This is a genomic window from Marivirga arenosa (assembly GCF_030503875.2).
Lineage (GTDB): Bacteria > Bacteroidota > Bacteroidia > Cytophagales > Cyclobacteriaceae > Marivirga > Marivirga arenosa.
In genome coordinates, this window is the sequence record NZ_CP129968.2 from 2,634,011 (window position 1) to 2,656,241 (window position 22,231).

Sequence of the window (22,231 nt, forward strand, 5' to 3'; positions counted from 1 at the left end):
TATTTTCCTTACAATTTTGAATTGAAATGTCTGAGAGTCCTTTAGAAATTCTTTATCAAGATGAGCACCTAGTAGCCATTAATAAACCTCATGGGTTATTAGTACATCGATCAAAAATTGCAGCTGAGGAAAATGTGTTTGCATTACAATTGCTTAGAGATCAAATTGGACAAAGAGTATATCCTGTTCACAGATTAGATAGAAAAACATCTGGCGTTTTGTTGTTTGCTCTTAATGAAGAGACTAATTCTAAAATGAAATTAATCTTCAGAGAACAGCAGATACAGAAAACATATTTAGCTATAGTGAGAGGATATACAGAATCGAATGGCACCATTGATTACCCTCTAAGAAAGGAAAATGGGCAATTACAGGAGGCGATATCTCATTACAAAACCTTGATGCATACTGAAATACCGCTTGCATTTGGAAAATTTAACACCTCCCGCTATTCATTAGTAGAAGTGAAACCAGAAACAGGTAGAATGCACCAAATCAGAAAGCATTTAGCACATATTAACCACCCAATCATAGCAGATAGACCACATGGCTGCAATAAGCAGAATAAACTTTTTAAAGAAAAGTGGGGTATGGATAGTATGCTACTTCATGCAAAAGAATTACATTTTACCCACCCTCACTCTCATAAAGATGTATCAATTACAGCTAAAATTTCATCTGAATTTGAAAGAACATTAGGCTTTCTTAAATTCGAAAGTAAGTTTGTAATTTACCCAAACATTTAAATTCTACAACGTATTAATAATAATGAGTAAGAAGAATAAAAAAAATAGAGAAGGTATTGTTTATTCCACTTCTGATGATTTTGAGTATCAGTATGAAGATCAAGAAGAACAAGAAACCCTTCCTCCTGCTCAACAAAATTTAAAGGTGCAGCTGGATAAGAAAGCCAGAGCCGGAAAGAAAGTCAGCTTAGTAAGTGGATTTATTGGAACTGAAGATGACTTAAAAGATTTAGGCAAGAAGTTAAAATCTAAATGTGGGGTTGGCGGAAGTACAAAAGATGGTGAAATATTAATTCAAGGAGATTTTAGAGATAAAATCATTGAAGTATTACAAAAAGATGGCTACAAAGCTAAAAAAGTGGGCGCTTAGGTATTTTAGATACTATAAAGATAAATTTATCTTTAAATTAAAGCGTTATACCATCGCCATTTTGACCTCTGATAAATCTGATTTCTCCATAGCATTTAGCTACGCATTTGGGACACTTATCGCATTATTACCCACTCCAGGTTTTAGTACTGCTATAGGAATTGGTTTTATTGCCATTTTCAAGCAATTAAATAAAATGGCTGTACTCCTTTCCATGTTGGTTTGGAATGGAATTACCATTATTCCCATATATTGGTTAAGCTTCAAATTAGGCAAGTTCATCTCAAATACTCTTCCTGATGTTAGGGTTGAAAATGAGGTACTTCAACAGATTCTATTATACTTTAAACAGTTTGCTTTAGGTAATCTAGCTCTTACTATTCCCATTTCAATAGCGAGTTATTTTATCGCATTAGTGCTGTTGCAAATTGCTCGAAAACTAAGATTAAGAAAGGTAGAAGGTAGGAGAAAAATCACGGCCTAACACAAGTCTTAAGCATGATTTATATCAGCTTTTTGACTAATCTCTATCAATGTATTTTATAAATAAGGAATCTATATTTATATCAAAGATTAAGGCATAGCGAAGCTATTCCTTTAGCATTTAGAACATATAAATTTAGAAGCCATGTTTAAGCATATTTTAATTCCGACTGATTTTTCAGCTTGTAGCTTAAATGCAATAGACTATGCAACAAAATTTGCAAGACAAATAAATCCTAAAGCTGAACTTACTATTCTTAATGCCTATACGGTTCCTTTAGCATATTCAGACTTTAACATAGCTTATGAAATTGGAGATAGCGAAACTGAAATATTGGATTATATCAACTCAGAATTTGATCAGCTAGAAGACAAAATTCCCTATTTAAAAGAGTTTGAATATGAAACTGTAAAAACTGAGAGCTATGTAAAAGATGCTATTGAAGATTATTGTCTCGACAATGAAGTTGATCTGATCATAATGGGTACACAAGGCGCAAGTGGTGTAGATGAAGTAATACTAGGTACTAATGCTCATCGTATTATTAAAGCGGAACTAGGCCCTGTTTTAGTAATACCTGCAGATGCTAAATATGAAGATATTCAAAACATTGCTTTCTCTAATGATTATAAGGGAATTCCTGCTGAATTATTAAATCCTATGAAGGAAATCCGTCAGGCTTTTGGTTCAAAAATTCATTTATTACATATAAGTGATAAACCAATGCTCGATAAAGATAAAGCAGAAGAGGCAAAGAATGTTGAATTACATTTAAGAGAAACTCCCCATCAATATCATTATATAGTAGATAATGATGTTGAATCAGGAATAGATAATTTTGCTAATAATAACAAGATAGATCTTCTGGTAGTAGCGCCAAGAAAGAAAGGATTATTTGAAAGTCTGTTTGGTAAAAGTGAGAGTAAATCACTGATTTTTCATACTAAAATCCCATTACTTGCTCTGTCTACCACAAAGAAAAAGGTTATAGAAGCTCATTGAACATGATAACTTTTTCTTGAAACACCTACTTTTGGAGTTTCTATAACAAAAAAGGCTCATTGAAAAATGAGCCTTTTGCATTTCTTAAATAATATCTACTACAAAAATATATCAGCTAAGCTTATATTAAAGAATTTAGATAATACTGTTGATATAAACATTATAGCCAATACTATTGGACAAAAAACGGTGATGGCAAAGTTTATATATTTTTCAATTATTGATCCTTTATAGCCCTCATATCCACTACTAATTTCTTCACTAAGATTCTCTTTTTTCCAAACGTAAGCAGCAAAAATCACGATTAAACATCCGCCCAATGGTAAGAAAGTATCACTGGCTAAATGACCAATGAAAGTCATGAAATCAGTTGGTTGTTCAGCACCGAAATAGGTGATGAAATTGGTAAAGAATTCAGAATAACCATTGCCCACTAATGAAGGTAAACCAATAATAAATATGATAGCTGCAACAATCCAAACTGCTTTAGTTCTTCTCAAATTCAATTCATCCACAGCATAGGCAACTGGAACTTCAAGAAGGGAAACAGTGGAAGTTAAGGCAGCAAATGATAATAACAAAAAGAAAGCAGAACCTATAATCACTCCAAATACTGGACCTAAACTTTCAAAAGCTCCTGGAAGTACAGCGAATATTAAACCAGCGCCCTGACCAGCACCTTCCATGGTTCCTTCAGTTAGATAAGAAACTAATGGAAACATCATTAAACCTGCAATAAAAGCAATCCCCACATCAGTTAGTGTTATAAATGCTGCAGAGGTTACGATATTATCTTTTTTACCTACATAACTACCATAAGTAATTAAAGCGCCCATCCCTAATGAAAGAGAGAAGAAAGCTTGTCCCATTGCACTACCAATCACCTTAGCAGTAAGTTTTGAGAAATCAGGAACTAAATAGAATGAAAGACCATCAATGGCATGAGGTAAGGTTAATGAATAGATTACTATACCAATGATCATGATGATTAAAGTAGGCATTAATATTTTAGAAGCTTTTTCAATACCTCCTGAAATACCCTTTGAAACAATAAAGGCTGTTGAAATCATAAAAACAACAGCATAGCCACCAACTTTATAAACGTCTTTAGTGTAATCGCCAAACTGATTGCCAATCTCAAAATTTCCAGAAAGCATTTCAATGAAATATCCGAAAGCCCAGCCTGCAACTACATTGTAGAATGAAAGAATTAAAAATCCAGAAAGAATACCTAATTTACCAATGAAGTTCCATTTTTTGTATCCTAATGCGTTAAAAGCACCAACTGGATTCTTGGAAGTCTTCCGACCCATGGCAATCTCAGTAAGCATAACTGGAAAACATAATATGAAACAAAAGACTAAATAAACAAAAACGAAAGCTGCGCCTCCTCCTTCACCTACTTCGAATGGAAATTTCCAAATATTACCTAAACCTACAGCAGAACCCGCTGCTGCTAAAATGAATCCTATTTTACTAGAAAATCCTCCTCTTGATGCCATGTATAAAAAATTTTAGGTCGTAAATATATAGGATTAATCCAATAGCGCAATATGAAATCTATACGGATGTGAAGAAATTATTATGAATGGAAAAATTTAAACTCTAAATCCCGGAATAATCTTCTTTTGCATTAAAAATGCTATACAAAAAGTACTCACAAATGAAAAACTACTGTATAATATAGCCATAGTACTGATTGCAGTATTTTCAACCACTTGATTAGCAATAAACAATGCTAATACACTATTCTGAAGCCCCATTTCAATTGCTATGGTATAATTTGACTTATGGTCCAAGCCCATATATTTTGATATTCTATACCCCATCATCATGGTAATAATGTTAAACAAGAAGAGAGGAACAAATAAATTCAAATGATCTAAATAATTGACTTTCTTATTTCCTTCATCAAGGAAAACAACTGCTGCCAAAGCTATTAATAGAATAATAGGCAAAACATATTTTAAAGGCCTTTTTAATAGATTTGAAAAATCTCTTTTTGAATATTCATTTACAATTACACCCAATATCACGGGTATTATCACAGTAAAAAAAACCTGTGCTGTAGTTTCCCAAAAGCTTAAATCTATATTCTGCTCTTTTGAGAGAAATATAGTAAAACTTAAATACAAAATAGCAGGGATTGTAAAAAGTATAATAAAACTATTGAAAGCAGTCATTGAAATGGAGAGTGCTACCCTTCCTCCAAGAATTTTGGTTACAAGATTTGAAGCAGTTCCTCCAGGACAAGCAGCTAATAGCATTAATCCAACTTTGTAAACTGGAGCTACTGGCCAAAAATATATTAAAACAAAAGCGATGATAGGCATTATAAACATTTGGCTTATCACGCCAGTAACTACAGCCTTTGGTTGTAAAAACACTCTATAGAAATCTTTAAATTTTAGCTCCAATCCTATTCCAAACATAATTATGGCTATGGCGAAAGGCATGATAAAATCTACAAAGGATTGTTGCATGAATTATTTATAGTTACAGTAAAATTAATTCCAAGATAGTGTACGATAAAAACCATTAAGGTTTATGATTAAGTAAACAAAATATTTTATACCTAATTTTCTTATGCATAAGATAATTTTGTATACTTGCATTATGGCAAATCAACAACTCATAAAAGGAAGTTTATCCACTATCATTTTACACTTGCTTAAAACTTCAGGTGAAATGTATGGGTATGAAATCACTCAAAAAGTAAAGCAACTAACGAGTGATGAAATCAAATTAACTGAAGGTGCTCTCTATCCTACTCTCCATAAATTGGAAGCAGAAGGCACTTTAACGACTGAAAGTAGAAAAGTAGACGGACGCGTTCGTAAATATTACAAACTTACCGAAAGCGGAAAAAAAGCAACAGCTGAAAGAATGCAAGAACTGGAAGCTTTTTTGATGAACATGCAGCGTGTAATGGGATTTAATTTAAAATTAAGTTAATGAGAAAACTATCAAGCGAACAAAAGGAATTCTTAGAAGCACATATAGCAAAAAAGCCTATAGAATATATTGAGCTTTACAATGAACTTTATGATCATTATGCTTCAGCTTATGAAAATGGAGAATTGAGTTTAGAAGAAACAACAGAAGATTTAGATAAGCAGTTTCATGATAGAAGAGTAAGATCAATTAATAGTCAAGTACTTAATAAAAGCCAGAAAGCTGCAAATATATTGTACAAAAATGAATTTGGGAAATTTTGGAAGTGGCCACAAGTACTCACAACGGTAAGTTTACTAATTATTATATTCCTATTTGAGGATACTTTCCCCATGAAATTTATCCTTTGGGGTTTTATGATACCAAGCCTCTTATTTTTAGTAGGTTTAATGTTTTATCCCATTTTTATCAGAAAAACTAATAAGAATAAAGCGAAAAATTTCAAATCATCTTTTTATAAAAGCTTTATAACTTTCGTTAATCTACCGATATCATTGTTTAACCTAAGTTTAGCTATCCCTATTCTATTTTTAGAGCCTTATCAAGACAGATTAATTTTTTATGAAAAGTACCCGATAATTCCATTTACATTATTGACAGTTTTCCTCATAACAATTTTCATTGGTCTTAAAGTAATGAGAACCAAAATTAAAGTTCAATACATATGAAATTATCACCCGAAGAAATTAATCAAATTAAAGCATGGATATCAAAAAGAGGCTTTACCCATACCGATGTTCAATTTGAAATCATTGACCATGTTGCTTCTGCTATTGAAGACTTGAGAGAAGAAAAGCCTGAATTGGATTTGGAATCAGCCTATAACAAAGTAAGATCCAAATTCGGACCAATGGGATTCTTATCGATTGAAGAATCCATCCAAAAAAGATATCAGAAGGAACTAAATCATGCATATTTAAATGCTGCTAAGTCGTTTATCGCTTCTCCTAAAATGATAATTCTCGCCTTGTTTTGGATTGTTTTATTTCAACTTTCAAAAAGCTTCCCTGACTATTTCAAAATGATCTTACAATCAATAGTCATATCTTTAGTAGTGTTCTCTTTTGGCTACAGTTTAATTTTATATCTATCAAAGAGACATATTAGAAAATACCTTTCCTTTAAAATGTCAGTAGGCATTATTGCGCTATCAGCAAGCCTCTTATTTAATATAAGGTTTTTATACCTAGAAATAGTTCATCATAATTTATCTGCTTTTCTAGTTTCATTACTCCCTCTTATTATTTACTCCGTCTACAAGGGTAGTTTAAGAATGATTAATAAAACTGAAGAACTCAATACGATTTATCAGTAATCATATCAGTCAAATATAGCGGTTCATCTAATGAGCTTTGATTAATACTGTTTAATCCCAATAAATTTTTAAATTGCTCTGGAAACTCATATGATTTTATGGAGCATTATGATTTAGTGATAATCGGGGCTGGTCCTTCTGGCTATGCTGCTGCCATGCGAGCAGTGGATTTTAAAAAGAAAACTTTATTAATAGAGAAAAGCACTTTAGGAGGTGCTGGTGTTAAAAATGGAGCCTTATCCTCCAAAACATTATGGGAGCTTTCAAGAGATATGCTAGCGTTCAGAAAAAACTTAGAGCGCTATCATCTAGAGCCACCAAAGGCAGTGTGGCATGAAATACAAACAGAGGTTCGAAAAGCTGTTCATGAAAGAATATCACTTTATCAGTCTCATTTAAACGAACTTGAAGCTAATCCTAAATACTCTAATTACATCCATTATGTGGAAGGAGAAGCCTGCATAGAAAGTGATCATATTGTTTCAATCAGTACCTTAACGGAAGATTTACTAGTAGAAACTGATTATATCATAATTGCTACGGGAAGCAGGCCAAGACATTTACCCAACATCCCTATTGATGAAAAATATATTCTAACCAGTGATGGGATTGAAAACATGGATGATTTCCCAGAAAGTATGGTAATAGTGGGTGCTGGAGTGATAGGATGTGAATATGCTACAATCTTTTCTGGTTTTGGCCAAACTAAAGTATATCTAATTGATAAAGGCGATACAATCCTTCCCTTTGAAGATCCGGATGTAGTAGCTGTTATTGAAAAGAATCTGGAATCTCATGGAGTTCATATTCATAGGAATTCTTCTCTATCGGAAATTGAAACTAAAGATGGTAAAGTCATTTATAAACTTGACTTTGCTGATGGCGAACAAAAAACCTTTACGGTTGACAAGGCTTTGGTTTCAGTGGGAAGAGTGCCTAATTATGAAAATATCTGGAAAGATGCGGTTCCTATAAAGATGGGGAAAAGAGGAGTTGAAGATCATGAAACTCATACTTCTGTGAATAACATCTATGCAGTGGGTGATATTACAGCTGACATTAATTTGGTAAATGTTGGGGAACTAGAAGGTCGATATGCGGTTGAGAAAATATTTGGCGAACCAAAGAAGAAACTGGTTTATGAAAATATCAGCACCATTATGTTCTTAAATCCTGAAGTAGCGGGAGTTGGATACAATGAAAAATCTGCTCAGGAAAAAGGATTAAATTATAGAGTGGTTACCACTGATTATTCAACTATTGCGAGAGCTACAGCTAAGCGTAATACACAAGGATTTATCAAATTACTGGTGACAGATGATGATGAGATGAAAATATTGGGAATGCGGGTTGTGGGTGAACAAGCATCTGCAGCCATCCAAGCCGTTGCCTTACTTATCAGCATGAACAAAGGCATTGAAGAATTAGCTGAATGTGTACATCCCCATCCTTCCATTACTGAAGGGATACAGGAAAGTGTAAGAGCACTTTTAGGCAAGTCCATCTTAAAATCGGGCTTACTGAAAGGAAAAGTAAGTTGTTATTGCTACGATTGCCAAAAAATGGAGAAAGTAAGCATGTATTAATCAATCATCCCTTTCCTTAATCTAGTTTATGAATTAGTAGATCAGGGGGTGGATTAAAAACAGTATTCTAACAAAAAGAATGGATCAGAGTTTAGACTAAAAAAATTTACACCCATGAAAAATTATATACTAGTACTTTTTACTCTTTTGTCATTCGGCTTAAAAGCTCAGGATGTAATCAAAACAAATAAAGGCGAAATTAAAATTCATCCTATAGTACACGGTACTTTAGCTTTGGAATATAATGGCATGACCCTTTATGTCGATCCTTATGGAGGTGCAGAAGGTTTCTCTGGATTAAATGATGCTGATTTAATACTAATAACCGATATCCATGGTGATCATTTAAATCCTAATACCTTAAAAGCACTAAATACTTCAAATTCTCATTTCATTGTTCCTCAGGCGGTGGCCGATCAAATGGAGGCAATTGATAATAAATCAATTGAGATTTTAGATAATGGAAAAGCTACTCAATTTAAGGATATTAACATAAAAGCAATTCCTATGTATAATCTTCCTGAATCTGAAGATTCAAGACATACTAAAGGAAGAGGAAATGGTTACATTCTTAGTATCGCAAATAAGACTATATATATTTCAGGTGACACAGAAGATATAGTAGAAATGCGTTCGCTTAAGAAGATTGATGTGGCATTCGTTTGCATGAATTTACCTTATACAATGGATGTTGAATCCGCAGCAGATGCAGTAAGTGAATTCAAACCAGCTGTTGTTTATCCTTATCATTACAGAGGCCAAGGAGGCTTATCCGATGTAGAAAAATTTAAATCCATTGTGAATAATAACACCAAGAAAGTCGAAGTAAGACTTAGAAATTGGTATCCTTCAAATTAAGAAGTTGAATTCAAAATAATTTTTAATAAATTGAGGGTTCTGAAGAGACCCTCAGTTTATGTTTTCAAGATTTTTATTACTTCTTTTCTATACATTTTTGTTGCCTTTAGCAGCAATAAGCCAAACAGATAGTCTTAAGAATTTATTAAAGCAGGATATACCTGACAATACCCGTATTCACGTATATGATGAATTATTGTATAGCCTGAGTACTTCTGAACCTTCTCAAGCGATTTATTACGGAAATAAAGGGCTTGAACTAGCCAGAAAAAATAATGACAAAATATCCGAAATTTCATTATTAAATAATTTAGGTATCTCCTATTATGGTTTAGGTGATTATGAAAAAACACTCGATTATTTTCTGCAAGTCTTAGATATTGAAAAAGATTTGGACAATCCTACTTCCTTATCGAGAGCCATGAATAATGTAGGGATTATTTTTGATGAAATTGGGAGGCTTGACAAATCCACTGAGTATTACGAAAAATCATTAGAAATTAAACGTGAATTAAAGGACACTGCAGGTATTTCCAATACTATGAGTAATCTCGGTTTGCTATATCTAAAACGGAAAATTCCTGAAAAAGCGATAGATTATTTCAGACAGTGCTATAATATAGATAAAAGGCAAAATAATACAGTTGGGATATACAATTCCCTTCATAATATAGGGATTTACCATAAAGATTTTGGTAATGATGATTCAGCCGTTTACTATCTAGAAAAAGCATTGCTAGCAGTACCTACTGGGGAGCAGAATTATGACAAAGTATATATTATAAAAAGTTTGGCTGAAAGCTATCTAAATATAGATGATTTAAAAAATTCAGAGCGCTACTTTAAAATAGCCATAGAAGCCGCCAAATCAATACAGGCACTTGAGGTATTAAAACAAGCTTATAAAGGATTATCAAATATTTATGAGCAAAAAAATGAATTTGAAAAGTCATTAAAGGCCTACAAAAATTTCAAACTATTAAATGACTCTATCTTTAACCAAGATTTCAACAATAAGGTATCCCAATTAGAAAGCAACTTTGAAATTCAATCAAAAGAAAAAGAAATTCAACTTCTAACGAACGAGGCGGAAATAACTAATCTTCAGTTGACAAGAAGAGAGAACAGTAATTATTTCTTAGCTGCTTTAGGAATACTTTTGTCTGTTTTGGCTTTTATAAGTTTCAATCGGTATCAGATTAAAAATAAAGCGCATAAGCAGTTAGAGATAAAAAATGATGAAATCAATCAGCAAAGGTCAGAAATAAAGGAAAATAGAGATGAAATAGCAGCGCAAAGAGACAGCATACTCGAACAAAAACAAGCTCTGGAAGAAGTGAATGCTGAGACTTTAAAAAGTATCTGGTATGCGCAACACATTCAAAAGGCAATTCTTCCTGACATCAATAAAATACGATCTGTTTTTCACGAGTTTTTCATGCTTTATCTACCCAAGTCAATCGTAAGTGGTGACTTCTATTGGTTTACAGAAAGAAATAATAAAATCTACTTTGCGTTGGCGGATTGTACAGGTCATGGAATTCCAGGAGCCTTTATGACGGTTATGGCTAATGATTTATTAACTAGCATTGTAAACCAGCAAGGGGTCGAAGATTGCGCTGAAATACTATATAAATTAGACCAGACTGTTTTGAACAGCTTACAATATAAAGAAAACTCCTCCAATGACGGTTTAGACATTGCCCTTTTATGTTTTGACTTAAAGAATAGAAACTTGAGTTTTTCTGGGGCTAGTATGGATCTCTTAATCTATCAAGATAAAGGTTGGCATACTTTCAAAGGAGAAAGATTTTCAATTGGAGGTTTAAAAGAACCTAATCAAAAACAAGCTGTCAGTTTAAACATTGATTTAAAGGAAGATACTCATATCTATATTTATACCGATGGATTTGTAGATCAATTTGGTGGAGAGTTTGATAAAAAATTCATGCGGATGAGATTGAGGTCTTTATTGGATGAGATTAAATTACTTTCATTTGAAAAACAAAAAGAAAAGTTAGAGCACGCAATATTAGAATGGAAAGGCAATTCAGAACAGACCGATGATATCAGTATTACTGGTATTAGAATATAAAAAAAGCCCATCTAATTAGAGATGAGCTTAAAATGTTAGTAAGGATTATTGGTTAATTAACTAAACTTCCCTTTTAAAGCAGCTAATTTAGCTTGAAGATCACCGTCAGCCGATTGCTCTTCATTCTTGCGTTTAAATTTACCCTTAGGCTTTTCATCTGCTTGTTTCTTAAAAGGGTCTTTTTTCATAGATAATGAAATCCTTTTTCGACTTGCATCTACTTCTAAAACAGTAACTTCTACCTTCTGAGCTACATTCACGATCTCAGCTGGATTGCTCACAAATTTATCAGCCAAATGACTTACATGAACTAATCCATCTTGGTGAACTCCTACATCCACAAAAGCACCGAAATTGGTAATATTAGTAACGATTCCTGGAAGCTTCATCCCCACTTGTAAATCACTCATCTCATTTACACCCTCTGTAAAAGAGAAGGCTTCAAATTGCTCTCTAGGGTCACGACCCGGCTTTGCCAACTCTTGCATGATATCCTGTAAGGTTGGCAAACCAACTGATTCCGTAACATATTGCTTCATGTCTAACTTCTCACGCAATTCATTACTGCTCATTAGGTCTGTTATAGATGCATGCACATCCTTAGCCATTTTATTTACTAAATCATAGCGCTCTGGGTGAACCGCGCTACTATCTAAAGGATTTTCAGCATTGCTGATGCGTAAGAAACCAGCCGCTTGCTCAAAAGCTTTATCTCCTAAACGAGGCACCTTTTTCAAATCCTCTTTGCTTTTGAAAGCACCATTTTCATTTCTGTACTTTACAATGTTTTCAGCGATTGATGGCCCTAAACCTGACACATAAGTCAATAATTGCTTACTAGCCGTATTTAATTCCACTCCCACATTATTCACACAGCTCACTACTGTATCATCAAGGCCTGCTTTTAATAAATTTTGATCCACATCATGCTGGTACTGACCTACTCCTATTGATTTCGCATCAATCTTCACTAATTCAGCAAGCGGATCCATTAATCTTCTACCTATAGACACAGCTCCTCTTACTGTAAGATCATACTCTTTAAACTCTTCTCTAGCTACTTCAGATGCAGAATAAACAGAAGCACCACTTTCATTCACCATCACAACCGTTACTGAACTTGGTAAGCCAATCGAATTGACAAACTTCTCTGTTTCTCTTCCAGCAGTACCATTTCCGATAGCAATGGCTTCAATATTATATTTGTCTACTAACTGTAGTATTAAGGCAGCAGCTTTTGCAGTTTGTCTTTGCGGTTCATGAGGGAAAATAGCCTCATTGAATAATAATTGACCCTGACGATCAAGGCAAACTAATTTACATCCAGTTCTGAAACCAGGATCGACCGCCATCACATTTTTCTGCCCCATAGGAGCAGCTAAAAGCAACTGTCTAAGATTGTCTGAAAATACTTTTATCGCCTCTTCATCTGCTTTCTTTTTAGTATAGATTCGAATTTCAGTTTCCATACTTGGCTTTAGTAATCGCTTATAAGCATCTGCAATAGCCATTCTCACCTGCTCTCCAGCCTCATTATCCGCTTTCACGAAATGCTTTTCCATAATGAATAAAGCATCTGCTTCTTCAGGACTAATATCCAGCATCAGAATCATTTCTTTCTCTCCTCTCCTCATGGCCAGTACTCTATGAGATGGCGCAGTTTTCACATTCTCTTCCCACTCGAAATAATCTTTATATTTCTGGCCTTCGGTTTCCTTACCACTTAGCACCTTAGAACGGAACATTCCTTTTTCAAGGAATAACTCACGAATATCTTCACGTAATTCGGCATTTTCATTTGCCCATTCTGCAATGATATCTCTTGCTCCATGCAAAGCTGCCTCAGCGTTTTCAACCTCTTTTTCCTCATCTATAAATTTTGCGGCTTCTCCTTCCACATCAATATTTCCCTGCTCGAAAATTAACTTCGCTAAAGGCTCAAGCCCTTTCTCTCTTGCAATAGTGGCTTTAGTTCTTCTCTTAGGCTTATAAGGAAGGTAAATATCTTCCAGCTTAGCCATTGTTTCAGCGGCATTAATTTCCTTCTCTAATTCAGGTGTTAATTTCTCTTGTTCCTTAATGGATTTCAAGATAGCTTCTCTTCGCTTATCTAAATCACGTAATTGTTGTACTCTATCACGCACATCGGCAACAGCCACCTCATCTAAACTACCCGTTGCTTCTTTACGATAACGAGAAATGAAAGGAACCGTAGCCCCTCCATCTAATAATTCAACTACCGCTTTAACTTGCTGCGGACGAACATTTAATTCTCCCGCTATTTTAATGATATGATCCATATTTTTATTTTAAGACACTAGAAGCTAGATACTAGATTCTAGACTTTATATTAATTAATAGATTATAAATATTAGAAGTATATTCTAGACTTTTAATTATAATTTTATTTGCAGTATAAAGTCTGACCCTTGGTACTGACTTTATCACCTTATTTTCTTAAATTTTTTTTCTTGTATCTAGACTATAGAATCTAGATTCTTCTTTAAAATCCTAAGACTTTCCTAACTCTAGCTAATGTTTTATCTGCAATTTCAGCTGCTTTGGCTTCTCCTTTTTCAAGCTTTTTGTGCAGCTCATCAAGGTTATCCATATAGTGGTTATAAAGCTCTCTTTCTTTTGAATATTTCTCTACGATCAACTCATATAAGGCTTGCTTGGCATGTCCATAACCATAATTTCCACCTTCATAATTTTGACGCATTTCTGCAGTTTGATCGTCTGAAGCTAATAACTTATAGATATTAAAAACATTGCAGGTATCCGGATTTTTAGGTTCCTCCATTGGCGTAGAGTCTGTAACAATCTTCATTACATTCTTTCTAAGCTTCTTATCAGTCTGGAAAATATCAATTGTATTTCCGTAGGATTTACTCATTTTTTGTCCATCCGTTCCTGGAATGGTCATGATATGCTCATCGATTCTAGCCTCTGGCAATACAAATACGTCTCCATATCGGTGATTAAATCCACTGGCAATATCACGCGTCATTTCAAGATGCTGCTTTTGGTCCTTCCCTACCGGAACTATATCCGCATCATATAAAATGATATCGCATGCCATTAAAACCGGATAGGTGAATAGCCCTGCGTTTACATCCGACAAACGATCGGATTTATCTTTGAAAGAATGGGCATTAGCCAACATTGGAAAAGGTGTATAACAGCTCATATACCAATTGAGCTCCGTTACCTGCGGTACCATCGACTGTCTGTAAAATAGATTTTTGTCCGTATCAAAGCCAAAAGCTAACCAAGCAGCCGCAACTGCATTAACATTTTCCTTTCTTACCTCCGCATCTTTAATTGTGGTTAAAGAGTGAAGGTCCGCTATGAAAAAGAAACTTTCGTTTTTTGGATCTTGTGATAATTTTATGGCAGGAATGATTGCACCTAATAAATTACCCAAATGTGGTTTTCCTGAACTCTGAATACCGGTTAATATTCTTGACATTTTATTTATTTTTCTTTCTAATTATTTTATCTAAACTGAAATCGCCCCCACCATTTAAAGCCGTTACTGCAAATATTGAAGCATACATTAAACCTAATTCTTGCTTGGCAAAGGGATCACCACCATGAACGATTAAAGCGGCCACTAACATGGTGAATAAAACAGGTACACTTGCCAAACGAGTATAAAGCCCCAAAGCTACTAATATTGCACATACAAATTCAGCAAAAACCGTAGCAATTAAGCTAACTTCTTCTCCTAAGCCAATAGGATCAGCAAAGCTAAAATCACCATTTAATAACTTCATGAATTTAGGATAACCGTGGGTCAGCATCATCAATCCTCCTGCTAACCTTAAAATTAATAGACTTATGTTTTTGAAAGGCATTTTAAATAACTTATTAAATTTAAAATTTAATTTTTCTCACTTCATATGAAATCCATAAAAAATGATTCCTCAAATGAAGAAAGAATTGTATATCTTGGCTTAACCAAAAAACGAATTTATGAAGAATATCCATTTGTTTAAAAGTACCCTTGCGATAGTTTTTCTATTTTTTATCCACATTGCGGTCTTCGCACAAAATAATAAAGGTAAAATCACATTCGTAGATGAAGCCCACGATTTTGGTACTATTGAAGAAGCGAGTGGAATGGCTAAATACACCTTTAAATTTGTAAATTCTAGTCCGGATTCTATACGACTTACTTCCGTTAGAGCCTCTTGCGGATGTACCACCCCTTATTGGGAAAAGGATGTTTTGATGCCAGGCGATAGCGGTAAGATTGAAGTTGCCTACAATCCCTTAAACAGACCCGGTAAATTTAATAAAACGGTAACCATTAGAACTACAGGTCAACCTTCTACCAAGATTTTAAGAATATCAGGATATGTAAAGCCTAAGCCAAAGAGCATAGAAGATGAATATGCAACTGAAATAGGTGGGATTCGAATGAGAAGTAAATTTATCAATTTTGGTAATATCACCACTGAAAAGCCTATTACTAAAAAGATAGAACTTTATAACCAATCTGAAGACACCATCAACATCTTAGATCGCTTTGTGTCGGCTGACTTTATATCGGTAAGCAAAACTCCTGTTATGATTCCACCGAAGGAAGCCAAGGAAATTGAGGTGACTTATATGCCTAAGATGAGAAATGAATTGGGTTTTGTAAATGATCCGTTAACCATTTTTACTGATGAACTGGAAAATAGCAATAAAGCCCTTAATGTGGTGGCTACGATTAATGAATACTTTCCTCCTATGACTGAGGAACAACTGTCGCAAGCCCCGCATATTGAATTTGAAACCATGGAATATGATTTCGGACATATTGATGAAGGGGATCAAATGACGCATGTATTTCAATTTACCAATACCGGCAAAGACTCTTTAAATATTCGAAAAACCAAAACGACCTGTGGTTGTACCATATCAGAATTGAGCAAAATGGATTATGCAGCAGGAGAGTTAGGCGAGATAAAAGTATTATTCAATTCTACAGGCAGAAGAGGAACCCAAATCAAAAGGATTACACTATTTACCAACGATCCTACTGCTCCCACTCAGGATTTGATCATTAAAGCCTACGTGCGCGACAAATAATTTCATCACTTCAATATAAAATGCATCACTTTATTGCTAAAAGTAAAGCTGATGCATACCTATTTATAGGTATTTTTAGTTTTTATTTCACTCTTCCTTTTGAATTCATACCATTTCTTTCAAAATTACAATTGTAATTAATCAGCAACCAAAACCTTTATACCCACTCGAAGACATCCTGTTTGAGAGTAAATTAACATTCAATAAAGATTTCCGGGAGTTGATTAAATAATTAAATGCATTGTTGTTATTCATAAATAAATAGAGAACATCAGAAATGCTGATAGTCAAATATGATATACCAATATAACCAACCAAAATATGAGAAATAAAATACAAACATTAGCATTACTGATTTTGATCAGTACAACAGCCTTTTCACAAGAAACTCAAACTAGTCCAACATTAAATTTCACAGGTTCAAGTCCTTCTCTATCTAAGGGGACTATTAACACAGAGGTATTAACTGCTATAATTCAGAAAAAACAAGAAGAAATAAAACAAAGAGTATTTAAAAACACAATTATTAGTCAATTTAATAATTCGGAAAACAATTATAAAAAACGATTAAATAATTTTGCGACTTATAATTACTTGTATAGTCTTATGGATATTCTGACAAGTGGAAAAAACAAAAAAGTGATGACCAAATCTGCAATCGAAAAATCTGCAGAATTTGGTTTTATTTTCGGATTAGCAATTTATACAAATCCTGATATAGTTAAAGGAGCTAAAATAACCTCTTTTGACACTAATAAAAAAGGAATACCAAATTACAACAGGTATGAAATAGATGAAGCAAGTGTTCATAAGTTCAATGTCATAATTGATATGGTTTATAGCATTATTATAGAACCGCAAAATGAAACGATAATTCAAGAGCTTTTTAAATTTGACGACTCGATATCAGATTTAAATTTCCGTATTTGGAATGAGAAAGATAATACTTTCGAAAAAGAAAAACGATATGCACAAGATAGTGACCCTAACAATCAAATATATTCTATTCAACAATTAGAAAATTTAAAATTGACGACTGAAAATAAAATCAAAAATTTATTTGAAAATTTGAATAGCTTGAATCTACTTAAAAATGAAATTCAGTCAATTAATAAAGGAGAATTAAAAGCAAAAATTTTAAATAAGTACCCAAGTATTGGAGAAGCCGAATCAAAGAACATTTCAGATGATTTCAAGAACAAAATTGAATCTTTATTGAAAAGTCTAGATGAATTAACTGCATCTGAAATCACAATGAAAATAAATGAATTACAAGACAAATTTGATTTTTTACTTAATGATAATCAGAAATTATTAATAACAAAATTAACCTCTTTCATTGATTTTAACTATGATGAATATAGGCAGATATATAATTTCTTCAGTGGATTACATAAAGTTAACTTCAAAGATTTTTCATTAACTCAAAAGCAATATAATGCTTTAAAATTTATACTAATCAAATTTATCAACGTAGCCAAAAACCATTATCCAAATGATGTCATTTCAACCATGTTAGAGCTTTTATTAGAAAACACTATAGTAGAATATAATGAATATGGAAATCTTGTAAATAACGATTCCAATTCTGAAAGTATTGGATATTTATATGTAGATATAGAATCTTTAATATATACATTAGACCAGAATTTCTCATCAGAAACAAAAAGAGGAATAACTAAATATATTACGCCTTTTTTCAGTATTGGTACTAATTATGCTTCATTTAACGAATCAAATTCATTAATCTCTAATAATGATGGAACTCAATCATCTTTGAGTAACTTATATTTTGCAAGTGAAAAATTAGGTTTAAAATGGAAAGTTTGGAATTGGAAATATACTCACGCATTTAAAGCTGGTGAAAGTTTTAATTATTATGGAAGAACAACTCATTGGTTTAGACCACAAGAAGAGCCCTTGATAAGTGATTTTCACTTTGTCGCCTATGGTTCTGGACTATTATACAACCTTGTTGACCTTAAATCAGAAAATAATTTTAATTATGCTGTTGTTGGAGCTGGTATAGGAATAACTTTTTTTAATGGGTTATGTGTAAATGTGAGTATAGCAAGTCCAATCATTGATAAAAAGATAGATAATGATTTTATTAATTTCGGGTTCGATATTCCGATAATTGAATACATTTCAGCTTTAACTAATAAAAAATAACGGTATACAAAATCTAAGCTCTAATGTTGCGCTAAAGGCGCGAATCATTAGAGCTTTTCTGTTGAGCTCAACATGCAAACCTTCAGATTTTTTCTTTAGGGATTGAATATTTTTAGGGTATTTTTTTACCCATTTTTGTTTCATTCCCTGTTACCACCATTTATAACATAGTGGTAATAAATATTAAATACATCCAAAATCTTTAAGAAGCTGTAAGACTTTTCAAAATGACTCAGCCGATCTCCTCATTCATTTGCACTCCTCCTAAGTCATTTTCATGATTTAATTCACACTCAAAGCCCTCAACACATGGAAAGACCCAAGCGGATGCTTGAACTATTTCTTACCTTACCATTGTAATATTAATCCTCCATAATCTCCTTTACTCTCCCTACCTCTCCAGTCTCCAGTCGGACTTTAATCCCATGAGGATGAAAGGAGGATTTAGTTAGTATTTTCTCCACGAAGCCATCTGTTAGATCACCGGTACGCTGATCTTCTTTCATCACTATGGCTACCTCCGCTCCTATTTGAATATCTTTTCTATTTCTACCGTCTGGCATGATTTCTTAATTTTGAAATGAATTGCAATTTAAGGCAAAATAATAGCATAACCGTATTTTATAATATAACATAGCTAACTCCCCCACTTCCGAAGAATTCGGAAAAGCGGGCGGGACGAAAGTTTAGCGGGCCAGCGCTGGAATAGCGGGTGGCAGCATTAAACTTTCTTGTATTTTTGTTTCTTTTTGTACAAGCAAAAAGAAAGGAAAGAGAATATAAAATGCTCTTTTTCCTGACAGTAAAGTGCGATTCACTATAAGTAAAGAAATCCTACGCAAGAGATTCCTGATCAAGTCAGGAATGACGCTTTGAATAAACGTTTTCTGTAAAAAAAAACACACTTTAAGATTAAGGTAGATTGCTTCACTGCGTTCGCAATGAAGCTCTGAATAAGCGTTGTCTATCAAGATACAATTCCTTGCTAACTCCCCCACTTCCGCCTTAGCGGAAAAGCGGGCGGGACGAAAGTTTAGCGGGCCAGCGCTGGAATAGCGGGTGGCAGCTTTAAACTTTCTTGTATTTTTGTTTCTTTTTGTACAAGCAAAAAGAAAAGAAAGAGTATTATAAATTCTCTTTTTCCTGACAGTAAAGTACGATTCATTTTAAGTATAGAAATCCTACTCAAAAGATTCCTGATCAAGTCAGGAATGACGATCTGAATAAACGTTTTACGTAAAAAAACACACTTTAAGATTAAGGTAGATTGCTTCACTTCATTCGCAATGACGCTTTGAGTTATCAGTTTCAAAAAAGAAATATCCTAGCTAGCTCCCCCACTTCCGCCTTAGCGGAAAAGCGGGCGGGACGAAAGTTTAGCGGGCCAGCGCTGGAATAGCGGGTGGTAGCTTTAAACTTTCTTGTATTTTTGTTTCTTTTTGTACAAGCAAAAAGAAAGGAATGAACATTTTATATTCTCCTTTTCCTGACAGTAAAGTGCGATACAATATAAGTATAGAAATCCTACTCAAAAGATTCCTGATCAAGTCAGGAATGACGTTCTGAATAAACATTCTCTATTATGACACAATTCCTTGCTAACTCCCACAACTCCAAAGCATTCGGAAAAGCGGGCGGGACGAAATTTTAGCGGGCCAAAGCTGGAATGGCGGGTGGCAGCTTTAAACTTTCTTGTATTTTTGTTTCTTTTTGTACAAGCAAAAAGAAAAGAAAGAGCATTTTATATTCTCTTTATCCTGACAGTAAAGTACGATTCACCTTAAGTATAGCAAGCGCAACAAAGAGATTCCTGATCAAGTCAGGAATGACGCTCTGAAAAAGCGTTGTCTACCAAGATACAATTCCTTGCTAACTCCCCCACTTCCGCCTTAGCGGAAAAGCGGGCGGGACGAAAGTTTAGCGGGCCAGCGCTGGAATGGCGGGTGGCAGCTTTAAACTTTCTTGTATTTTTGTTTCTTTTTGTACAAGCAAAAAGAAAATCAGCAACTATTCCCTAATTTTAAACCAATACCTAAAAGCAAAACACTATGGACTATCAATATTTCAAAGTAGAGATTAAAAATAAAGTAGCTACAGTAACCTTTAACCGAGCAGAAAAATCAAATGCTCTGCATATGCCGGCCTGGACAGAAATGAAGGAGATATTCAACAGCCTATCCGAACAGTCAGAAGTTCGGGCCATAGTATTAGCAGGAGAAGGCAAAAACTTTTGCGCAGGTATCGATTTAGAACTCTTGATGTCGGTAGGTGAATATCAGAAAATAGAATGTGCAGGAAGAAGAAGCGAAGCCATCAGAAGCTTAGTGTTGAGCTTGCAAGAAGCGGTAAATGCCATAGAAAAATGTAAGAAACCCGTGCTGGCAGCCGTACATGGCGGTTGCATAGGCGGAGGCGTGGATATTGTAGCCGCTTGTGACATACGCTATTGCACGGAGAATGCCTATTTCACCATTAAAGAAATTGATCTAGGCATGGTAGCAGATTTAGGTACCTTACAGCGATTACCCAAATTAATATCACCGGGAATGGTATCCGAAATGGCCTATACAGGACGAAAAGTGCAAGGCAAAGAAGCCAAAGAAATTGGTTTAGTGAATCAAACCTATTTCTCAAAAGATGAACTTTTAGAAAGCGTGACTAAACTAGCTCGCACCATTGCTTCCAAATCACCCTTATCGATTAGAGGTACCAAAGAAGTATTGAAATACAGCCGGGATCATTCAGTAGAGGATTCACTAAATTATATGGCTACTTGGAATGCTGCTATGCTCCTATCCGATGATTTAAGTGAAGCTTTTAAAGCCAGCATGGAAAAACGATCGCCTGACTTTAAGGATTAAAAACACATTTGCGTATTACGCAGTAATTAAATTTTTATTTTTTCGATGAATAGTACAATATCGATGCTGAATTTTAGAACGGTTCTTCTATATTTACAACTCTTCAACAACCAGAACCTTTATACCCATCCATTTCATAAAGCTTTCTGGGTGTTGGAATAAGGAACAATTAAATATATTTTTTACTTATGGAAACTAAATACCTCTTAAAAGATGAGCAAATTATAACTCAATCTGATCAAAAGATCATTACCCTAACAAATCAACGAATTAGATATGCCGCAAAAGCTTTAGGTAAGGCTCACATAGTTAGTATGATGCTAAATAAGATTAGTTCTATTGAATTAAAATATAAGAACAATCTTTTATTACTCTTACTTGCCATTATTGGTGCTTTAGTTTTGGTTTATGGCTATTCTATGGATGATACTGATCTTTTAGTAGCGGGTCTTATTGGAATGACAATATGCGTTTATATCTATATCAAAAATAGAAAATATGTAATCTCCATTGCTTCAGAAAGTGGGAAAGAAATTCTATTTCATACAAAAGGAATGAAACATGAAGATATTTTGAAATTTATTAATCAAACGGAAGAAGCAATTCAAAACTTAGATAGATAAGTTTTAAAGAATTTCAATCAAAAACTAAAACCTGAGAAGCCCTTATAGATTGAAGGTTTTCAATGGCTGATATAATAATATA

The 22,231-nt window shown here is 33.9% G+C and carries 20 protein-coding genes; 14 read left to right on the forward strand and 6 right to left on the reverse strand.

The features are described 5' to 3' along the window. Positions 1-26 precede the first annotated feature (26 nt). From QYS47_RS11420 to QYS47_RS11435, 4 genes are all read left to right on the forward strand, one after another. Positions 27-746, forward strand: coding sequence for a pseudouridine synthase (locus QYS47_RS11420; RefSeq protein ID WP_322346212.1), 720 nt, complete (start codon positions 27-29; stop codon positions 744-746). A 22-nt stretch (positions 747-768) separates the two neighbouring features. Then, a complete protein-coding gene (locus QYS47_RS11425) occupies positions 769-1,116 on the forward strand; it encodes a translation initiation factor (protein ID WP_308356515.1) in 348 nt (115 codons plus the stop codon). Next, positions 1,085-1,600 carry a DUF2062 domain-containing protein gene (locus tag QYS47_RS11430; RefSeq protein WP_322346215.1) on the forward strand — a complete coding sequence of 172 codons (516 nt, stop codon included), beginning with the start codon at positions 1,085-1,087 and terminating at the stop codon, positions 1,598-1,600. Before QYS47_RS11425 ends, QYS47_RS11430 begins: the two co-directional genes overlap by 32 nt. Before the next feature lie 144 nt (positions 1,601-1,744). Continuing rightward, positions 1,745-2,602, forward strand: a complete 858-nt coding sequence (locus QYS47_RS11435) for a universal stress protein (protein WP_308356513.1) — start codon at positions 1,745-1,747, stop codon at positions 2,600-2,602. A 98-nt stretch (positions 2,603-2,700) separates the two neighbouring features. Here the strand turns inward: QYS47_RS11435 and QYS47_RS11440 are convergent, their stop codons facing one another. Together QYS47_RS11440 and QYS47_RS11445 are read right to left on the reverse strand one after the other, a co-directional pair. Then, positions 2,701-4,104 carry a sodium-dependent transporter gene (locus QYS47_RS11440; protein WP_302124682.1) on the reverse strand — a complete coding sequence of 468 codons (1,404 nt, stop codon included), beginning with the start codon at positions 4,102-4,104 and terminating at the stop codon, positions 2,701-2,703. 96 nt (positions 4,105-4,200) lie between these two features. Then, positions 4,201-5,085, reverse strand: coding sequence for a bile acid:sodium symporter family protein (locus QYS47_RS11445; protein WP_322346218.1), 885 nt, complete (start codon positions 5,083-5,085; stop codon positions 4,201-4,203). Between the two features lie 133 nt (positions 5,086-5,218). On the opposite strand from QYS47_RS11445, the gene QYS47_RS11450 reads away from it, so the two are divergent. The 6 genes from QYS47_RS11450 to QYS47_RS11475 all read left to right on the forward strand — a co-directional run bounded on the left by QYS47_RS11450 (position 5,219) and on the right by QYS47_RS11475 (position 11,411). Further along, complete coding sequence (locus QYS47_RS11450; protein ID WP_322346219.1) at positions 5,219-5,557, forward strand: PadR family transcriptional regulator; 339 nt, start codon at positions 5,219-5,221, stop codon at positions 5,555-5,557. Then, positions 5,557-6,225 carry a hypothetical protein gene (locus tag QYS47_RS11455; RefSeq protein ID WP_322346220.1) on the forward strand — a complete coding sequence of 223 codons (669 nt, stop codon included), beginning with the start codon at positions 5,557-5,559 and terminating at the stop codon, positions 6,223-6,225. The genes QYS47_RS11450 and QYS47_RS11455 overlap by 1 nt, the downstream gene beginning before the upstream one ends. Next, the gene (locus tag QYS47_RS11460) at positions 6,222-6,872 is read left to right on the forward strand and encodes a hypothetical protein (protein ID WP_322346221.1); all 651 of its coding nucleotides are present in this window, start codon (positions 6,222-6,224) and stop codon (positions 6,870-6,872) included. Before QYS47_RS11455 ends, QYS47_RS11460 begins: the two co-directional genes overlap by 4 nt. A gap of 98 nt (positions 6,873-6,970) precedes the next feature. Next, a complete protein-coding gene (locus QYS47_RS11465; RefSeq protein ID WP_322346224.1) occupies positions 6,971-8,458 on the forward strand; it encodes a dihydrolipoyl dehydrogenase family protein in 1,488 nt (495 codons plus the stop codon). Positions 8,459-8,572: 114 nt separating this feature from the next. Next, positions 8,573-9,316 carry an MBL fold metallo-hydrolase gene (locus QYS47_RS11470; RefSeq protein ID WP_322346226.1) on the forward strand — a complete coding sequence of 248 codons (744 nt, stop codon included), beginning with the start codon at positions 8,573-8,575 and terminating at the stop codon, positions 9,314-9,316. Between the two features lie 58 nt (positions 9,317-9,374). Continuing rightward, positions 9,375-11,411, forward strand: coding sequence for a tetratricopeptide repeat protein (locus tag QYS47_RS11475; protein ID WP_322346228.1), 2,037 nt, complete (start codon positions 9,375-9,377; stop codon positions 11,409-11,411). Positions 11,412-11,467: 56 nt separating this feature from the next. Here QYS47_RS11475 and QYS47_RS11480 read toward each other — a convergent pair whose 3' ends face one another. From QYS47_RS11480 to QYS47_RS11490, 3 genes are all read right to left on the reverse strand, one after another. Beyond that, complete coding sequence (locus QYS47_RS11480) at positions 11,468-13,711, reverse strand: Tex family protein (protein WP_322346230.1); 2,244 nt, start codon at positions 13,709-13,711, stop codon at positions 11,468-11,470. A gap of 203 nt (positions 13,712-13,914) precedes the next feature. After that, on the reverse strand, positions 13,915-14,883 hold the full coding sequence (gene trpS / locus QYS47_RS11485) for a tryptophan--tRNA ligase (protein WP_322346232.1): 969 nt from the start codon (positions 14,881-14,883) through the stop codon (positions 13,915-13,917). Position 14,884: 1 nt separating this feature from the next. Further along, positions 14,885-15,271 carry a DoxX family protein gene (locus tag QYS47_RS11490; RefSeq protein WP_308356503.1) on the reverse strand — a complete coding sequence of 129 codons (387 nt, stop codon included), beginning with the start codon at positions 15,269-15,271 and terminating at the stop codon, positions 14,885-14,887. A 118-nt stretch (positions 15,272-15,389) separates the two neighbouring features. Between QYS47_RS11490 and QYS47_RS11495 the strand changes: the two genes are divergently transcribed. Together QYS47_RS11495 and QYS47_RS11500 are read left to right on the forward strand one after the other, a co-directional pair. Then, positions 15,390-16,493, forward strand: coding sequence for a DUF1573 domain-containing protein (locus QYS47_RS11495; RefSeq protein WP_322346235.1), 1,104 nt, complete (start codon positions 15,390-15,392; stop codon positions 16,491-16,493). Between the two features lie 321 nt (positions 16,494-16,814). Then, positions 16,815-18,665: a hypothetical protein gene (locus QYS47_RS11500; protein WP_322346237.1), complete on the forward strand. Its 1,851-nt coding sequence runs from the start codon at positions 16,815-16,817 to the stop codon at positions 18,663-18,665. A 362-nt stretch (positions 18,666-19,027) separates the two neighbouring features. Here the strand turns inward: QYS47_RS11500 and QYS47_RS11505 are convergent, their stop codons facing one another. Then, positions 19,028-19,228 (reverse strand): YwbE family protein, encoded by a 201-nt coding sequence (locus tag QYS47_RS11505; protein WP_322346239.1) that lies wholly within the window; start codon positions 19,226-19,228, stop codon positions 19,028-19,030. Between the two features lie 1,485 nt (positions 19,229-20,713). Between QYS47_RS11505 and QYS47_RS11510 the strand changes: the two genes are divergently transcribed. Both QYS47_RS11510 and QYS47_RS11515 read left to right on the forward strand, forming a co-directional pair. Beyond that, positions 20,714-21,526: a crotonase/enoyl-CoA hydratase family protein gene (locus QYS47_RS11510; RefSeq protein WP_322346241.1), complete on the forward strand. Its 813-nt coding sequence runs from the start codon at positions 20,714-20,716 to the stop codon at positions 21,524-21,526. Between the two features lie 188 nt (positions 21,527-21,714). Next, a complete protein-coding gene (locus QYS47_RS11515) occupies positions 21,715-22,149 on the forward strand; it encodes a hypothetical protein (RefSeq protein WP_302124643.1) in 435 nt (144 codons plus the stop codon). Positions 22,150-22,231: the final 82 nt, after the last annotated feature.

What these genes read in the sequence shown, in the direction of transcription:
- QYS47_RS11420 (WP_322346212.1), top strand. Translation starts at nt 27, where the DNA reads ATGTCTGAGAGTCCTTTAGAAATTCTTTATCAAGATGAGCACCTAGTA.
- QYS47_RS11425 (WP_308356515.1), top strand. Translation starts at nt 769, where the DNA reads ATGAGTAAGAAGAATAAAAAAAATAGAGAAGGTATTGTTTATTCCACT.
- QYS47_RS11430 (WP_322346215.1), top strand. Translation starts at nt 1,085, where the DNA reads ATGGCTACAAAGCTAAAAAAGTGGGCGCTTAGGTATTTTAGATACTAT.
- QYS47_RS11435 (WP_308356513.1), top strand. Translation starts at nt 1,745, where the DNA reads ATGTTTAAGCATATTTTAATTCCGACTGATTTTTCAGCTTGTAGCTTA.
- QYS47_RS11440 (WP_302124682.1), bottom strand. Translation starts at nt 4,104, where the DNA reads ATGGCATCAAGAGGAGGATTTTCTAGTAAAATAGGATTCATTTTAGCA.
- QYS47_RS11445 (WP_322346218.1), bottom strand. Translation starts at nt 5,085, where the DNA reads ATGCAACAATCCTTTGTAGATTTTATCATGCCTTTCGCCATAGCCATA.
- QYS47_RS11450 (WP_322346219.1), top strand. Translation starts at nt 5,219, where the DNA reads ATGGCAAATCAACAACTCATAAAAGGAAGTTTATCCACTATCATTTTA.
- QYS47_RS11455 (WP_322346220.1), top strand. Translation starts at nt 5,557, where the DNA reads ATGAGAAAACTATCAAGCGAACAAAAGGAATTCTTAGAAGCACATATA.
- QYS47_RS11460 (WP_322346221.1), top strand. Translation starts at nt 6,222, where the DNA reads ATGAAATTATCACCCGAAGAAATTAATCAAATTAAAGCATGGATATCA.
- QYS47_RS11465 (WP_322346224.1), top strand. Translation starts at nt 6,971, where the DNA reads ATGGAGCATTATGATTTAGTGATAATCGGGGCTGGTCCTTCTGGCTAT.
- QYS47_RS11470 (WP_322346226.1), top strand. Translation starts at nt 8,573, where the DNA reads ATGAAAAATTATATACTAGTACTTTTTACTCTTTTGTCATTCGGCTTA.
- QYS47_RS11475 (WP_322346228.1), top strand. Translation starts at nt 9,375, where the DNA reads ATGTTTTCAAGATTTTTATTACTTCTTTTCTATACATTTTTGTTGCCT.
- QYS47_RS11480 (WP_322346230.1), bottom strand. Translation starts at nt 13,711, where the DNA reads ATGGATCATATCATTAAAATAGCGGGAGAATTAAATGTTCGTCCGCAG.
- trpS (WP_322346232.1), bottom strand. Translation starts at nt 14,883, where the DNA reads ATGTCAAGAATATTAACCGGTATTCAGAGTTCAGGAAAACCACATTTG.
- QYS47_RS11490 (WP_308356503.1), bottom strand. Translation starts at nt 15,271, where the DNA reads ATGCCTTTCAAAAACATAAGTCTATTAATTTTAAGGTTAGCAGGAGGA.
- QYS47_RS11495 (WP_322346235.1), top strand. Translation starts at nt 15,390, where the DNA reads ATGAAGAATATCCATTTGTTTAAAAGTACCCTTGCGATAGTTTTTCTA.
- QYS47_RS11500 (WP_322346237.1), top strand. Translation starts at nt 16,815, where the DNA reads ATGAGAAATAAAATACAAACATTAGCATTACTGATTTTGATCAGTACA.
- QYS47_RS11505 (WP_322346239.1), bottom strand. Translation starts at nt 19,228, where the DNA reads ATGCCAGACGGTAGAAATAGAAAAGATATTCAAATAGGAGCGGAGGTA.
- QYS47_RS11510 (WP_322346241.1), top strand. Translation starts at nt 20,714, where the DNA reads ATGGACTATCAATATTTCAAAGTAGAGATTAAAAATAAAGTAGCTACA.
- QYS47_RS11515 (WP_302124643.1), top strand. Translation starts at nt 21,715, where the DNA reads ATGGAAACTAAATACCTCTTAAAAGATGAGCAAATTATAACTCAATCT.